At 61.7% G+C, this 15,127-nt stretch carries 13 protein-coding genes; 7 read left to right on the forward strand and 6 right to left on the reverse strand.

Annotated elements, in window-relative coordinates:
* Positions 1-49: 49 nt before the first annotated feature.
* Together secD and HJC00_RS01815 are read left to right on the forward strand one after the other, a co-directional pair.
* Positions 50-2,599 (forward strand): protein translocase subunit SecD, encoded by a 2,550-nt coding sequence (gene secD / locus HJC00_RS01810; protein ID WP_210629229.1) that lies wholly within the window; start codon positions 50-52, stop codon positions 2,597-2,599.
* 173 nt (positions 2,600-2,772) lie between these two features.
* The gene (locus HJC00_RS01815) at positions 2,773-3,489 is read left to right on the forward strand and encodes an ATP-binding protein (protein WP_221145982.1); all 717 of its coding nucleotides are present in this window, start codon (positions 2,773-2,775) and stop codon (positions 3,487-3,489) included.
* 136 nt (positions 3,490-3,625) lie between these two features.
* Here the strand turns inward: HJC00_RS01815 and HJC00_RS01820 are convergent, their stop codons facing one another.
* From HJC00_RS01820 to HJC00_RS01830, 3 genes are all read right to left on the reverse strand, one after another.
* Positions 3,626-4,063 carry a response regulator gene (locus HJC00_RS01820; protein ID WP_210629231.1) on the reverse strand — a complete coding sequence of 146 codons (438 nt, stop codon included), beginning with the start codon at positions 4,061-4,063 and terminating at the stop codon, positions 3,626-3,628.
* A gap of 28 nt (positions 4,064-4,091) precedes the next feature.
* Complete coding sequence (locus tag HJC00_RS01825) at positions 4,092-4,796, reverse strand: helix-turn-helix transcriptional regulator (RefSeq protein WP_210629232.1); 705 nt, start codon at positions 4,794-4,796, stop codon at positions 4,092-4,094.
* A gap of 478 nt (positions 4,797-5,274) precedes the next feature.
* Entirely contained in the window at positions 5,275-5,652 is a 378-nt protein-coding gene (locus HJC00_RS01830; RefSeq protein WP_221145980.1) for a PleD family two-component system response regulator, read from the reverse strand.
* Between the two features lie 194 nt (positions 5,653-5,846).
* On the opposite strand from HJC00_RS01830, the gene HJC00_RS01835 reads away from it, so the two are divergent.
* Genes HJC00_RS01835 through HJC00_RS01850 form a run of 4 tightly spaced genes read left to right on the forward strand, consistent with a single transcriptional unit; the run spans position 5,847 to position 11,707 of the window.
* Positions 5,847-7,991 (forward strand): PAS domain S-box protein, encoded by a 2,145-nt coding sequence (locus tag HJC00_RS01835; RefSeq protein WP_210629234.1) that lies wholly within the window; start codon positions 5,847-5,849, stop codon positions 7,989-7,991.
* Entirely contained in the window at positions 7,978-8,403 is a 426-nt protein-coding gene (locus HJC00_RS01840; RefSeq protein WP_210629235.1) for a response regulator, read from the forward strand. Before HJC00_RS01835 ends, HJC00_RS01840 begins: the two co-directional genes overlap by 14 nt.
* 4 nt (positions 8,404-8,407) lie before the next feature.
* Positions 8,408-10,003, forward strand: coding sequence for a response regulator (locus HJC00_RS01845; protein WP_210629236.1), 1,596 nt, complete (start codon positions 8,408-8,410; stop codon positions 10,001-10,003).
* 21 nt (positions 10,004-10,024) lie between these two features.
* A complete protein-coding gene (locus tag HJC00_RS01850) occupies positions 10,025-11,707 on the forward strand; it encodes a VOC family protein (protein WP_259672182.1) in 1,683 nt (560 codons plus the stop codon).
* Here HJC00_RS01850 and HJC00_RS01855 read toward each other — a convergent pair.
* From HJC00_RS01855 to HJC00_RS01865, 3 genes are all read right to left on the reverse strand, one after another.
* Positions 11,673-12,578, reverse strand: a complete 906-nt coding sequence (locus HJC00_RS01855; RefSeq protein WP_210629238.1) for a DMT family transporter — start codon at positions 12,576-12,578, stop codon at positions 11,673-11,675. The genes HJC00_RS01850 and HJC00_RS01855 overlap by 35 nt on opposite strands.
* A gap of 110 nt (positions 12,579-12,688) precedes the next feature.
* Positions 12,689-14,173: an FAD/NAD(P)-binding protein gene (locus HJC00_RS01860; protein ID WP_221163557.1), complete on the reverse strand. Its 1,485-nt coding sequence runs from the start codon at positions 14,171-14,173 to the stop codon at positions 12,689-12,691.
* Between the two features lie 63 nt (positions 14,174-14,236).
* Positions 14,237-14,665, reverse strand: coding sequence for an OsmC family protein (locus HJC00_RS01865; RefSeq protein WP_210629240.1), 429 nt, complete (start codon positions 14,663-14,665; stop codon positions 14,237-14,239).
* A 144-nt stretch (positions 14,666-14,809) separates the two neighbouring features.
* On the opposite strand from HJC00_RS01865, the gene HJC00_RS01870 reads away from it, so the two are divergent.
* Positions 14,810-15,067 carry a hypothetical protein gene (locus HJC00_RS01870; RefSeq protein WP_221163558.1) on the forward strand — a complete coding sequence of 86 codons (258 nt, stop codon included), beginning with the start codon at positions 14,810-14,812 and terminating at the stop codon, positions 15,065-15,067.
* Positions 15,068-15,127 lie beyond the last annotated feature (60 nt).

The raw sequence follows: 15,127 nt of genomic DNA on the forward strand, positions 1-15,127 counted from the left end.
ATGCCGCCAGCGCCCGGGCGCCGGCCCTCGATTATCTAAGGAATACAACATGCGTACTTCACCATGGCTGGTGTTCACCTATACGGTGATCATCGTGATCGGCTTATTCATCGCCCTGCCGAACGTCCTGCCGCAGTCCACCCTCCAGCGCATTCCGGCATGGCTGCCGCATGAGCAGGTGTCACTCGGCCTCGACCTTCGCGGCGGTTCGCACCTCGTCCTGGAAGTCGACGAAGCGGACCTGACCAAGGAGCGGCTGCAATCGCTGCTTCAGGACGCCCGCCGCGTCCTGCGCGAAAAGGGCATCCAGCCAAAGGCCGTCGTGCGCAGCCAGAATCAGATCGTCGTGACGCTCGCCGATGCCGCGCAGAGCGATGCGGCTGTCACCGATCTGAAGACGCTTGCCAACCCGATCAGCACCGGCCTCAGCGCCGGCCAGGCAGATCTCAATGTCACCGCAAACGGAGCGACCATCACTGTCGGCTTCTCGCCAGCCGGCATCTCCGCCAATGTCGACAATGCCGTCCAGCAGAGTCTTGAAGTCATCCGCCAGCGCGTCGACCAGGTCGGCGTGTCCGAGCCGACCATCCAGCGCATCGGCGGCAACCGCGTGCTCGTCCAGCTTCCGGGCGCGCAGGATCCGTCGCGCCTGCGTGAACTTCTGGGCTCCACGGCAAAGATGTCGTTCCACATGCTGGCGCCGAACAACCAGCCCGGCCCCGGCGTCACCATGCTGCAGGACGACGAAGGCAGATCCTATCCGGTGCTCGATCGTGTCGAAATCTCCGGCGACCGCCTTTCGGATGCCCGCGTCAGCTTCGATCCCAACACGCGCGAACCCATCGTCAGTTTCCGCTTCGACAGTGCCGGCGCCACCCGCTTTGCCGAGATCACCCGCCAGAATGTCGGTAGTCCCTTTGCCATCGTCCTTGACAACAAGGTGCTGAGCGCTCCCGTCATCCGCGAGCCGATCACCGGCGGTTCCGGCCAGATCTCCGGCAACTTCTCGGCCGACAGCGCCACGACTCTTGCCGCCATGCTGCGCGCCGGCGCCCTGCCCGCCAAACTGACTGTTATCGAAGAGCGCACGGTCGGCGCCGATCTCGGCGCTGACGCCATCAAGATGGGCATCTATTCCGGCATCGTCGGCTTCGCCCTTGTTGCCGCCTTCATCTTCGTTCTCTACGGCACCTGGGGCATCCTCGCCAATGTGGCGCTGTTGATCCACACGATCCTGACCTTCTCGGCCCTGACTCTGGTCGGCGCGACGCTGACGCTGCCCGGCATTGCCGGTGTCGTTCTCGGCATCGGCCTTGCGGTCGACGCGAACGTCCTCATCAACGAGCGCATTCGAGAAGAGACCCGCAAGGGCAAGGGCGCCTTTGCCGCCATCGACACGGGCTTCAATCGTGCCTATTCGACCATTATCGACGGCAACATGACGGCCCTGATCGCTGCGGCCATCCTGTTCTGGTTCGGTTCCGGACCCGTTCGCGGCTTTGCCGTGACCATGGCGCTCGGCCTGATCATCTCGATGTTCACCTCGGTTGCCTTCGTTCGCGTCGCGATGATCGAGATTACCCGCCGCCGCAGGTTCAAGGTACTGAACATCCGGCCGTTGATCCCCTTCAGCCCTTATGACAAACACATCCAGTTCATGAAGGCGCGCTTCTTCGGCGTCACCGTTTCGGCGCTGCTTTCGATTGCCTCCGTCGTGCTCTTCATCCATCCCGGACTCAACTACGGCGTCGATTTCCGCGGCGGCATCCAGATGTCGGTCAAGACGAAAGAGGCGGCCGATCTTGCGAAATTCCGCGAGGGACTTGATAGTCTCGGCCTCGGCGAAATCACGCTGCAGACCTTTGGCGACAACAACAGCATTCTCGTTCGGGCGCAGCGGCAGGAAGGCGGCGAGGAGGCGCAGACGGCTGCGGTGACCAAACTGAAGGCCGAAGTCGCCAAGATCGATCCGAGCGCTACCGTCGAAGGTACCGACGTTATCGGCCCGAAGGTCAGCGGCGAGCTTGCCTCGGCCGGTATCCTGTCGGTCGTGATCGCCAGCTTCGCGATGCTCATCTATATCTGGGCGCGGTTCGAATGGCCGTTTGCCGTCGGCGCCATCGTTACGCTGGTGCTCGACGTCACCAAGGCGATCGGCTTCTTCGCAATCACCGGCCTCGACTTCAACCTCACGGCCATTGCCGCCATCCTGACGCTCGTCGGCTATTCGGTGAACGACAAGGTCGTCGTCTACGACCGCATGCGCGAAAACATGCGGCTCTACAAGTCGATGCCGCTGCGCGAGATCATCGACAAGTCGATCAACGAGACCCTGGCGCGAAGCCTTTACACCAACGCAACGGCCTTCCTCGCCCTGGTGCCGATGGCGATCTGGGGCGGCAGCGCCGTTTCGAGCTTTGCGATCCCGATGGTCTTCGGCATTCTGGTGGCCGGCGCCTCGTCGATCTTCATCGCCGCACCGATCCTGCTGTTCCTCGGCGACTGGCGCCGCCGCCACGCCAAGGCGGCACTGGCAACCGATACGGCAGCCGAAATCATCCCGCCGGAAGAGGGCCGCTCGCGCAAGTCGGTGAGCTGAAAAACGGGTTGTTAACGTATCCTTGAAGAGGGCGCCGGTTGCAGAGCCGGCGCCCTCTTTTTATTGTTGCCTATTGCCAGGATAAAATTGTGCAGCAATTCAAGATATTACAGCGTCCGTCGCGCGGCTGAAAAAGGCGCGCGACGCCGCAGCAGAGATCGGGAAACCGCCAGATGTCACCCAACCCGGCGAAACCGCCTGAGACCAATATTGCCGGCGATAACGAGGAGCGCATCAAGCGCTTTCTCGCAACCGCCTCGCACGACCTGCAATCGCCGCTGCGCCATATCGCCATGTATGCCGAGCTGCTGCTCGACGATCTCGAGGAGACACTCGACGGCGAACAGCTTCAGAGCCTCAAGATGATCCTGGAAAAGGCGCAAGCCGCACAACGCCTCACCAAGGCACTGATGAGCCTTGCCGGTGGAACACCACAGGTAACGCCCGAAAAGGTCGACCTGAAGGCCTTGGCCGAGAAAATCTGGGGCGACCTCATCGATGAGACGGGGGCTCGCGACGCGACGTTCGCCAGTAAGGGACTCCCCTCCATCCGCACCGACCCCGCGCTGTTCGGACTGGTGCTGAGGCAGCTCATGTCCAACGCACTCACCTATCGGAACTCATCGCCGCCTCATGTGGCGATGACGGCGGAACAAGAGGGGGCGAACTGGTTCGTCCGGATTTCCGATAACGGGATAGGCATCGATCCTGCTTATCGAGAACGGATCTTCGAGCCGTTCTGGAAATTGCCGAAGGCGGGGGCAGCCCCCGGCGCCGGCCTTGGCCTGACGACGGCGCAGGAACTTCTGAAGGCGCTTGGCGGCGATATCAGTCTCGAGCATTCCGACGAAACCGGCAGCCGCTTCACCATTCGCCTTCCCGCCGGCTAAGCAACCTATTGCAATCGCTCAGCTTCGTTTGCCGTGCTTGAAGCGCATTGCGATCTCAGATTCGCTGGACGTGCTTCCAGTCCTTTTCTGCGCATGCCGCTACCGCAAAACGTTCGCGCTATTTTGCGCGCCACGCTCAAATGCTGTAATCGTCCTTCCAGAAATCCGGGACATCATAGTTCACATATTCGCGGATGATGTGCTGCAGCGTCTGAACGTCGATTTCGTCCTTGCCGATGCGGAAGTCGACGCCGTAATCCGGGAATTCCTGGAAATAGCCACCCGATATGTCGGTCGAGACGACGCCGATCGGGCCGGTATAGCCGATGCCGCGCAACTCCGGCACCGTCTCGCGGAAATCGGCATTGGGCAGAAGGCGATTGTCGAGCAGGATGAGATCGAAGCGCGCCGCGCGGACCTTTTCCAATGCGTCTCCGATCGACGGCGAATATTCGACTTCGACCGCCGGCTCGGAGAGATCTGCGATCTTCTTTTTGAGCGCGCGGAATTCGATGAACTCGTCATCGACAAAGAGAACCTTTACGGCATTCTGTCGGACCGTTTTGGTGATCATTTCATTTTCCCAGTCCCGAAGCCAATTTTCACGAAACCAACCCATTCCTCAGGGCGATCGCCACCATGTGGACGCGGTTCACGGCGTCGAGCTTACGCGCGGCCGCAGTGATATGCGAATTGACCGTATGTTCGGACAGACCGAGAATGATGGCGATTTCGGCCGAGGTCTTGCCTTCGCTGGTCCATTTGACGATTTCCGATTCGCGCTGGGTCAACCGTCCGGACATCTCAGGCGTCAGGATTTCCTCGTAGAGCTTGTCGAAAATGCGCATGGCATCCAGAAGCATGTCGGCGATCTCACCCTGATCCGGCTCTTCACGCTCGCCGCTCAGCACGAGGCAATATCGCCGCCCTTCGGGCGTGAACAGCGGAATGAAGAGGAAGACGCCGCAGCGGAACTCGTTGAAAAGCAGATCGGAGGGAAAGGTGTCCGGCTGCGCGCTCCTGCCATGGACGGGCGTCGCCAAAAACTGGGCGCTCTTTGCCCGGACGGTCCCGAGCGCCTCCCTCAACGTCGCAATGAAAAGGCCGACCCGTCGCTCGGCGACATTGGTGATGACGATATCGCGCTCGCCGAAAGGAGTCGAAGCCTCGGAAATGCGGGCAAGCGCGAAATTGTCGAAGTGGTAATGCTGCGCCGCCGCTTTCAGCAGACGGAAAAAATCGGTGCGGTTAATCGCCCGGCTCAGCTCCGGTCCGGCATGAAAAGGAGTTGCCGCGGCATTGTTCATTCCCACTCTTCCTCTCCTCCCGCCATGCCCCCGATCCCCAAATCTTGGGATATACGTCTTAAACGCGAACAGCTACAAAAATTGCGAGACGGTTGATGAGAGATATCGAAACGGGGACTTTCGGTATACAAGGCGGATATCATCAAATGCCTCAACTACAGGTGATGCACGGGCAGATATACTGAGGGGCAGTAATTCTTACCTGGGTATCGTAAATCTTCGCGCGTTCAACATCCATGAATGCGAGAAGGCAGTGCCAGACGTAAGCGCGAGAGAGCCGATAGGCCCATTCAGCTAAGGGGTTGGCTGGAAGTTCGTGGCGGCGAACACGGGTCAATCGGTTCTCTCAGCGCTTATTTTTTGTTCCGTCCTTTTCGCTTCGGTTGCATCTTGAAATGCACACTCCGCCTTGTCAATTGCGGTTTGTCACTTCGCCCGGACGAACGCCAGGAAACGCACCATTCGGTTTCGCTGTTTCCTACACTTCCAGATTGAGAAGGATCGCGGCGAGGTCAAGCGGCTTCTCAAGGTAAAGATCGGCACCGGCTTCGAACGCGCGCGCGCGATCCTCATCGGCATCCGATCCGCTGCAGATGGCGAGACGCATCGTTCTGAAACGATCATCCCCGCGCAGGCTGCTTACCAGACCAATGCCGCTGTCGAGGGGCATGTAGAGATCGGCGACCAGCAGCTCCGGCGGGGCCCAGCCTTCCGCCACGCGCTGCTTCAGCGCCTCCAGCGCCGTCTCGCCCGTCGAGAAACAAAATAGATCGACGTCTATCTGCTGCTTCTTGCGGATATAGTCGAGATAGAAGAGATCGTCCCTGCTGTCGTCGACGTAAACTATCGTAGGCATGCGGCACCGTGATCTGGGTATTGTTCGAATGAACCTCGTTGTCTTCCGACGTCACGATATCGCGATTTCACGAAAATTCGATCTGCCCGATCGAAAAATCATTTCGGAAAAAGCGCGATGGCGGCGTCCACTGCCTATTGAGTATTCCTCGATTTCGGAAAAAATGGCCGCGCGAACCGAGAGAGGATACACGGGTGCAGGATAAGGGCAACGTGGACCTGCAGGACCAGCGGAGGCGATGGCGCTACCGTGCCTTCGCGATTGCGGTCGGTTGCCTGCTGTTCCTTCTCGGGGTGAGCGCCCTTGCCGGCTGGCTGTTGCAGATCAAGCTCATCATTTCGCTCTTCCCCGGCTTTCCGTCGATGGCCTTCAACACCGGGCTCTGCTTCATACTGTCCGGCCTTGGGCTTGCCGCATCGACGTTTTCCGCCCGTCGCTTTCTTACAATGGCAACTGTCATGACTGGGTTTGCAGCGGCGATCGCGGCAGCCCGGCTCGTGGAAATCGTCACCGCCGGCCGGACCGTCCACTATGTCGACCAGTTGATCACTGGCTGGGTGATTCCGCCCGATTTCATCGCAGAGATCGGCGGCGGCATGGGACCCAATACAGCGCTGATCTTTCTGATCGCCAATCTTTCGCTGCTGCTCTCGCTTCATGTGGAAAAGTCTGGAAATCAGGTGGTGCAGGAGCTGACCGCCTATGTCGTCGTCACGCTCGGCATGATCGCGCTCGCCGGCTATCTCACCGACGCCGAACAGGGCTACCGCTGGGGCCCCTATGCGGCGATGGCTTTGCACACGGCGATCGGAATGGTGCTTTTCGGCGCGGGCCTGCTTGCCCGCTCCTGGTGGATGCAGCCGACAAACCGGGCGCAGATTCCGCTCTGGATTCCGGCGGCGGTCTGCTTCACCGGCCTTGTCGTCGATCTCTATACGCCGCTCGGCCTTGCCAACGGCATTCTTTATGTGCCGCTGGTGCTGACGGCCCTCTGGTTCGGCAACAGGAATGCGCCGCTCTTCTTCGCCTTTGCCTGCACCGTGCTCCTCATGCTCGGCTTCTTCGCCGTCAGGCATGACGAGGCGGCATTCTGGCAGGAGATCGCCAACCGCACCATCACCGCTGCCACCCTCTGGCTGATCGCCATCCTTATCTTCTATTTCCTGCGCAACAACAACAACCTGGAAGCCGAACGCGTTCGCTTCGGCGCGCTGGCGCGCAGCACGCCGGATGCCGTCCTCGTCATCGACGGACGTGGAACGATCAAGAGTTTCAATCCGGCAGCCGAGATCATGTTCGGCTATTCGCCGCAGGAAACGATCGGCCGGAACATCAAGATGCTGATGCCCGAGCCTTATCATTCCGAGCATGACGGCTATCTCTCCCATTACCGGCAGACCGGCGAGGAACGTATCATCGGAACGACGCGGATGGTCTCCGGTCGGCGCAAGAACGGCATCGTCTTCCCGATCGAAGTGTCCATCAGCGTTGTCGTCAGCGGCGAGACCAAGACCTTCGTCGGCATCGTACGCGATATCAGCGAGCGCGTGCGGCAGGAAGAACGGATGAAAACGACGCTTGCCCAGCTCGAGGCCTATACGGCGGAGCTCGAGCGCAGCAACCACGACCTGGACGAATTCGCCTATATTGCCTCGCATGATCTGAAGGAGCCGCTGCGTGGCCTGCACAACCACTCGCGTTTCCTCCTCGAGGATTATGAGGACAAGCTCGACGTGGACGGCGTGCGCCGGCTGAACCGGCTCGTGCGTCTCAGCCAGCGGATGGAGAAGCTCGTCAACGACCTGCTCTACTTCTCCCGGCTCGGTCGGCAGCAGCTGGCAGTCAAACGCACCGATATCGGCCTGATCGTCAAGGATGTGGTCGCGACGATGGAGCTGTTGCTGGAAGAGCGGCATGCCAGGGTCGTCACCGACGGCCGGCTGCCTGACGTGGTCTGCGACGCGCCGCGGCTGACCGAAGTGTTCCGCAATCTCATCACCAATGCGATCAAATACAACGACAAGCCGGCGCCGTTAGTCTCGATCGGCTATCTCGAACGGTTCGTCGGCAAGGACGGCACGGTTGCCCGCAACGTGTTTTTCGTTAGGGATAACGGCAAGGGAATACCCCAGGAATTCCATGAGGACATTTTCCGCATTTTCAAACGGCTCGAAAAGTCGCAGGATTCCGACGACGGGACCGGAGCAGGCCTCACCTTCGTCCGCAAGATCATCGCGCGGCACAACGGCGATATCTGGCTGGAGTCCGAAGTCGGCGTCGGCACCACGTTCTATTTCACCCTGGGAAGAAAGCGCGAGGGGCAGAATGCAGCAGCGTGACACGCAACCGATCTTGATCGTCGAAGACAGTGAAGACGATTTCGAAGCGACGATGCGCGCCTTCAAACGGACCAACCTGCGCAACTCGATCCGATGGGCCGCCTCGGGTCAGGAAGCCCTCGACATGCTCGCCGTGATGGCGCCGAAACCAGGGCTGATCCTGCTCGATCTCAACATGCCGGGTCTCGATGGCCGCAAGACGCTGCAGGCGATCAAGTCGAACGACGGCTGGCGCAAGATCCCGGTGGTGATCCTGACGACGTCAGACGATGAACGCGACATCGAAGGCTGCTACGCGCTCGGCGCCAACACCTATGTGCAGAAGCCGGTCGATCTCGACGGCCTCTTCGCCGCGATCCAGCGGCTGAAGGAATACTGGTTCGAAATCGCGATCCTGCCGCTCGAGGACTGACAGTTTGGCGGAAGACTGCTGCATTCTCATCATCGACGACAACATCGACGACCGCGAGGTCTATCGCCGCATCCTTCGACGTGTCTCCAGCACGGCCTATACCGTCCTCGAGGCGGAGACCGGTGAAGAGGGACTTGCGCTGAACAGCCGGAAACGGCCGAACTGCATCCTGCTCGACTATTCGCTGCCGGGGCGCGACGGACTCGGCGTTCTTGCCGATATATTGGAGGACGATCCCGCCGCAAACGTCATCATGCTGACCGGCCAGGGCAGCGAAACCGTCGCCGTCGAGGTGATGAAGAGCGGCGCGCGCGACTATCTCACCAAGGATTCCCTTTCACCCGAAACGCTGCATCGCTGCATCCAGAACGCCATCATGCACGGCATGCTGGAAGGCCAGCTGGAGCAGAAGCGGCAATCGCTGGAGATCTTCACACGCGCCATGGCGCATGATCTGAAGGAGCCGCTGAGGACGATCAAGTCCTTCAGCCGGATCCTGCACGGTTCTGCAGTGCTTCCGGCGGAAGACCGCGAGCTGCTCGATTATGTCCTGAGCGCCGCCGACCATATGGAAGACCTGATCGTCAAGGTTTCGAACTTCACCAAGCTCGAAGCCTATGGCGGGCCGGAGTTGACGCCGGTCTCGCTGTCTGATGTGCTCGACCAAGTGGAGAACAATCTGCGCCAGCAGATGGAGAGCCGCGGGGCCGTCATCATCCGCGGGCCGCTGCCGGAGGTGATGGGCGATGCGACACTGCTGACCCAGCTTCTCCAGAACCTGGTGTCGAATGCCATCCGCTACTGCGATCAAAAGGTTCCGGAGGTCCAGATCTCGGGCGAAGCGCATGGGAATAGCTGCCGCCTGACGGTGCGTGACAATGGACCGGGCATCGATCCCCAGCACCGCGAGTTGATCTTCCAGCCGTTCAAACGGCTCGTCGGCCGCGGCATCGAGGGCACCGGGCTCGGCCTTGCCATCTGCCGACGCATCGCGCAGCTGCATGGCGGCTCGATCTGGTGCGAACCGGAGAAGGGACCTGGCGCCACCTTCGTCGTCGAGATGCCGCTCGCCGCGGCACGGCCCGCGCCGCCCGCCGCATCAGCCGTTCCGCCCAGCCTGAAGCCGGCGGAGCAGCCGGGCGAGGGTTCCGGCAGGCTTGCCGAGGTGCTGCTGGTCGAAGACAGTCCCGCCGACATCCAGATTCTGAAGATCAAGCTGATGCGGCGGGAGAAGGTGGCCTTCAACCTGCATGTCGCCACCAATGGGCGCGAGGCGATGCGGCTGCTCGAAGAGCGCGCCGGCATAGCCGACGTCCCGCAGATCGACCTGATGCTGCTCGACATCAACATGCCGATCATGGATGGTTTCGAGGTGTTGAACGCGCTTTCGGCCGATGCCCGTCTGAAACGGATTCCCGTCTGCATTCTCAGCACCTCAAGCGATGAGACCGACATGCAGCGGGCCAGAAATCTCGGCGCGCGCGCCTATATGGTGAAGCCGCCGACCCTGCAGCAACTGGAAGAGGCGCTCGAAGATGTCGACCATCTGGAACTGCTCCAGCGCGGCGATTCGCTTGCGCTTTGCGCGGAACAAAACTAAGCGGTGGTCATTGGCAACGGTATGACTTTCGCAGCTCTCATACTCGCGCTCCTGACGACGCCGCTTCAATCAGGACTGCTCTCGATGGTATCAGGCATACATCACGTTACAGCCATCACCCGAAAGGTGCAGGCGAACGTGGATTTTTACGCCGGCTTTCTCGGCATGCGGCTCGTCAAGCAGACGGCCGGCTACGAGGATGCGACGCAGCTCCATCTCTTCTACGGCGATTCGGCAGGCACGCCGGGTTCGCTCGTCAGCTTCCTCGTCTGGGAAGATGGCGCGCCCGGCCGGGCGGGCTACGGCCAGATCAGCGAAATTTCGCTGGCGATCGATCCGGCGAGCATCGGCTACTGGCTGACGCGCGCCATGAGCTTCGGCCTGCGCTCGGAAGGACCCGCCGATGAATTCGGCGAGCCTGTCCTCAGGTTGAAAGACCCCGACAATATCATTCTCAAGCTCGCGGGCGCAAAGGACCTGACATCGCCGGCTGTCTGGGACGGCGCCGCGATCCCGGTCGGGCATGCCGTCCAGCGGGTGCGCGGCGCAACCATGCTGACGGAAAAGCCGGCCGAGAGCCGCAGCTTCCTCGAGCGCCATTTCGGCTACCGCTTCCTGGCCAACCGCGGCACGATCGACAGGCTGGTGTCGCAATCGGGCGATGTCATCGATGTGCGCGATGCACGCGGCTTCTGGTCCGGTGCGCCGGGGACCGGCACGGTCGATCATGTCGCTTTCCGGGCCGCCGATGAGGAGGCGCTGCTTTCGGTATCCAAGGCGCTGGAGAAGACCGATGCATCGCCGACCAACATGCACGACCGCAAGTATTTCCGCTCGCTCTATGCCCGCGAGCCCGGCGGCACGCTGGTGGAGCTTGCAACCGACAAGCCCGGCATGACTGTTGACGAAGAGAATGCAGCCCTCGGCACCAAGCTCTTCGCGCCGCCGGAAGCGATCACCAATCTCGACGACCTCAAGGTGGTTCTGCCGCAATTTTCGTTGCCCGGCCAGCCGCGCATCAATTACCGCGAGCTGCCGTTCGTTCATCGCTTCTACACGCCGCCGAATCCTGACGGCAGTGTCTTCGTGCTTCTGCACGGCTCGGGCGGCAATGAGACGACGCTGATGCCGCTCCTCAACAAGGCGGCACCGCGCGCAACACTGATGGGCGTGCGGGGCCGGGCGACGGAAGAAGGCTTTCCGCGCTGGTACAAGCGCATTACACCCTTCTCTTTCGACCAGAACGACATCAAGACCGAGGCCGAAGCCTTTGCGGCCTTCATCGAAGGCGCCGTCAAATCCTACGGCCTCGATCCGAAGAAGATCGTCTATGTCGGCTATTCCAATGGCGCCAACCTCTTGAACTCGCTGCTCTACCTGCATCCGAACCTCGTTCACAAGGCGGTACTGCTGCGCTCCATGCCTGTGCTCAGTGACTATCCGCATGCCGATCTGAAGGGCACGGACCTGCTCGTCATCAGCGGCAAGACCGATGCCTACGGCAAATATGCGAGCGACCTGGAGGACCGGCTGAAGAGTTCCGGCGCCACCGTCGATTCCGACGTCATCCCCGGCGGCCACGATCTCGGCGACGCCGATGTGCCGATCATCCAAAAGTGGCTGCTTCAGAGAATGGGGGACGATCCAGCGCCGCTGGAGCAGCAAGCGGTCAGGCCGGCGAGCGAGCCGTTCGGGCAACCATGATGCCGGCGAGCACCACCCCGGCGCCCAGCGCCTGCATCGTCCCGATCGCCTCGTCGAGCAGCGCCCAGGCGAGGATTGCGGCGACGACCGGCTGCAACAGCAGCGTCAGCGATGAAAAGGCGGGCGGCAGATAGGCCAGCGCATAGGTGATCGCCACCTGCCCGCCGGCATGACTGACAAAGGCGAGGCCGAAGAGGATCGACCAGCCGTAGAGGGTCGCCGGCAGCATCTGCCCTTCGAAGAAGAAGGCGATCGGGAAGATGCAGACGGCAGCCGATGCCGTGCTCCACAGCATGATGCGGATCGTATCGAACCGGCTGCGCAGCCTGCCGATCGCCAGGATATAGCAGGCATAGAAGAAAGCGGCGATCATCGCGGTGCCGTCGCCGCTCAAGCCGCCATTGCCGAGCCCTGCCGGTCCGCCTTTTAGGATAACGACGCCGGCAAGCGCCAGGACCAGCCCCAGCAGGAAAACACCGCTGGTTCGCGCCTTGAAAAACAGGACGGCGATCAGCGTGACGAAAACAGGCGCGAGGTTTGCGAGCAGCGTCGCGTTGGCGACCGAGGTCATGGTGAGCGAAAGATGCCAGGCGGCGAGGTCGAGCGCCAGCATGAGGCCCGGAAGAACCAGCAGCCCATAATCGGAGAGGCTTTGCGGCTTCGGCCCCCTATCCTTCTTCATGAGCGAGACGATGAAGATCGGGATCAGCGCCAGCGCCACACGCCAGAAGGCAGTGGCCATCGGCCCGGCTTCGGACAGCCGAACGAAGATCGGCGAGCCGCCGATCGCCGCCCCGCCGACAACAAGAGCGGCCAGCGCCAGACGGTTGGAAGGCGAGGCTTCGGAGAGAGTGGAAGCGGTCTGCGACATGGTCTCGATTTTCTTGATTGCCCGAACATTGGCGGCGGGCCATTGACTGGAGCGTGCGTAGCAGAAGTCATGTGCCGGCGACAGTCGAAGAACGACATCGGAACGGAAAATCAGGCCGGGCGGGTGTTCGTCTCGGCCAGCCGCAGCTTTGCGGCGATTTCGCCTGCAACGAAGAAGGCATGCTCGGTCACCTGCGGCAGCCCCATCAGTTCGCCGAAAGTGCCGCGCGCCAGTGGACCGGAGATCAGTAGCGAAGGATCCGCCTTTCCCGACGGGCCGATCGCCTCCGACTGCTCGGTGCAGGCAAGGCCGAGGCCTGTCGGGTCAAGCGACAGGTGGCCGCTTGCAGCAAGCGCCGCGAGCCAGGGCTGAGTTTCGAGAATGCCGCCATGCGCCGGGCCCGTGGTGACGACGACGGCGTCATAGCTCCGCTCCAGGGACTGACGCCGATGGCGCGGCTGCAGGGTGCAAAGAACAAGCTCTCCTTCAATGCGCGCATCGGCGACCGACCCGGCAAGGACTTCCAGGCGGCCGGCGGCAATCGCCGCGTCGAGCACGGCTTCCACCTGCGGCGCGATGCGAAAGCGATGCACATCCCAATAGGGACGCAGATGGCGGACGAGACGGCGCCGTTCGGCGATCGGCAGCGCCTGCCAGAGTTCGTATCCCTGCGCCCGCACCTGATCAATCACGCCGTGCCAACTTATGCCCTGCGCCTTCGCGGCCTCTATGTCGGCGCGGATCCTGACAAGCAGCGCAAGGGCGGAATGCGCGGCCTGGGAGACGAAGTCTCCAAAGAGCTGCTGCGGTTCCGGCGCATGGCCGCGCGAACGCAGGCCGCGGCGCGAGATCGCCGTCACAGGGCCATCATGACCGCACTCGGCAAGAGAGGCGATGACATCGGCGGCCGTCAAGCCGTTGCCGATGACCAGCACCCGGTCATGCCGACGGATCACGCCGAGCGCGCCCGGCTTGGTGGTATCGGCGACGAAGCGGGGATGGGCGGCCAAGCTGGCGGCAAGCCGGCCCGGCGCTGCCGGCGGCGGATGGCTGGTGGCGATCGCAACTATATCGGCCTCCGTCACCCCGCCTTTGTCGTCCTGGATCGACCAGCGGCCGCCCCGGCGCTCGAGACCGGTCACGCGGGCGCGGTTGTGGAGCACGACGCCCTCTTCCAGCAGCGGTTTCAGCAGGGAGGCGACATATTCGCCGAAGAGCCGGCGCCGGGGGAAGAGCATGCCGTCCGGTTGCCTCGCCCCCGGATCGTCCGCGACGGCGTCGCGAGCTTCGATCCAAGCCTGGAATCCGCCCAGGTCGTCGGGCTGCAGGCTCATCTTGGCGGCGGGAACATTGATACGGTGCGCCGGATCGTCCGTGTCATAGGCAAGGCCGCGGCCGAGCTCCGCGCGCGGTTCGAAGACCATGATGATGGGGCGCTCACCGCAATTTGCCCTGGCGAGATGATAGGCGACGCCCGCGCCGGAGAGGCCGCCGCCGATAATGGCGACGACGGATCGTTCGGACTTCGGGAGAGGCTTCGGATGCATGACGGCCGGGATATTCACTTGCGATGGCCGAGCATAAATGCCGGACATTTCCCGCGCAATCTCCCTCACCGCGAATTGTCTATAAATTTTATTGGGTTTCGAGTGCGACCTCTATCCCACTATCGTGGTCGAGAATTCGGGATTGCCGCGGATGGTGTTGCTGACTGTGCAGATCTCCTCTTCGGCAGCATCGACGATCTTGCGGCGGGTCTCTTCGTCGACATCGCCCTTGATCGAGAAGACGATGTTGAATTTTGCAACGCGTGAGAGCCCTTCCGCCGCCTTCTCGCCGGTGACGTCGGCGGTGATCTCGCTGATCCTGTCGAGAACCCCCATCTGACTGGCTGCAATGCGGGCGCTGAGCACGAGACAGGCCGAGAGCGAGGCATAGAGCAGATCGAGCGGGCTGAAGCCCGGCTGAGAAGGGGCGGTGACGATATCGATCTCACCCTTGGTGGTGGACGTGACATGCGGAAAGCCGGTACGGCCGAGAGTGGCGATAGCACCTGTCGGACGGGGGCGAGCCTTGAGATCGGCCATGAAAAGTTCCTCTGACAACAGCCTCGCAGAAATAGCGAGTTACGCCTCGGCCCGCAATGACGGCGCGATGCTTGGTAACGGAACCTTTCCTTCCGTCATCAGTTGACTACACCTGAACGAAATCAGTGACAAAGGTGCATAACGATGCCGCATGCCCGCAACATGCATCGTCAGGACCGGCGGATGGACGCCCGCGACCGGCTGATTGTCGCGCTCTATGCACAGCTGAAGGCCGAGCGGGAAACGCGCGAGACGCTGGAATGGGCCATCCGCAACGGCGCCATCTCGCAGGAGGTGCTTGAGGCTATCGCGGCCGATCCGGTTCCCGTCGTCACCGAGGACATCGCCTCCCTGGAGAAAATCATCGCGCTCGATGAAAGACGCAAACCACATCGGAACTAGGCGTGATGCCGAAGCGTGCGCGGTTTTCGACCGGCATCATGCCGCCATCGAACTGAAAAG

It is taken from the genome of Rhizobium sp. NLR22b (assembly GCF_019685295.1).
Lineage (GTDB): Bacteria > Pseudomonadota > Alphaproteobacteria > Rhizobiales > Rhizobiaceae > Rhizobium.

Coding starts and splice junctions, on each gene's coding strand:
- secD (WP_210629229.1), top strand. CDS start 50: ATGCGTACTTCACCATGGCTGGTGTTCACCTATACGGTGATCATCGTG.
- HJC00_RS01815 (WP_221145982.1), top strand. CDS start 2,773: ATGTCACCCAACCCGGCGAAACCGCCTGAGACCAATATTGCCGGCGAT.
- HJC00_RS01820 (WP_210629231.1), bottom strand. CDS start 4,063: ATGATCACCAAAACGGTCCGACAGAATGCCGTAAAGGTTCTCTTTGTC.
- HJC00_RS01825 (WP_210629232.1), bottom strand. CDS start 4,796: ATGAACAATGCCGCGGCAACTCCTTTTCATGCCGGACCGGAGCTGAGC.
- HJC00_RS01830 (WP_221145980.1), bottom strand. CDS start 5,652: ATGCCTACGATAGTTTACGTCGACGACAGCAGGGACGATCTCTTCTAT.
- HJC00_RS01840 (WP_210629235.1), top strand. CDS start 7,978: ATGCAGCAGCGTGACACGCAACCGATCTTGATCGTCGAAGACAGTGAA.
- HJC00_RS01850 (WP_259672182.1), top strand. CDS start 10,025: ATGACTTTCGCAGCTCTCATACTCGCGCTCCTGACGACGCCGCTTCAA.
- HJC00_RS01855 (WP_210629238.1), bottom strand. CDS start 12,578: ATGTCGCAGACCGCTTCCACTCTCTCCGAAGCCTCGCCTTCCAACCGT.
- HJC00_RS01860 (WP_221163557.1), bottom strand. CDS start 14,173: ATGTCCGGCATTTATGCTCGGCCATCGCAAGTGAATATCCCGGCCGTC.
- HJC00_RS01865 (WP_210629240.1), bottom strand. CDS start 14,665: ATGGCCGATCTCAAGGCTCGCCCCCGTCCGACAGGTGCTATCGCCACT.
- HJC00_RS01870 (WP_221163558.1), top strand. CDS start 14,810: ATGCCGCATGCCCGCAACATGCATCGTCAGGACCGGCGGATGGACGCC.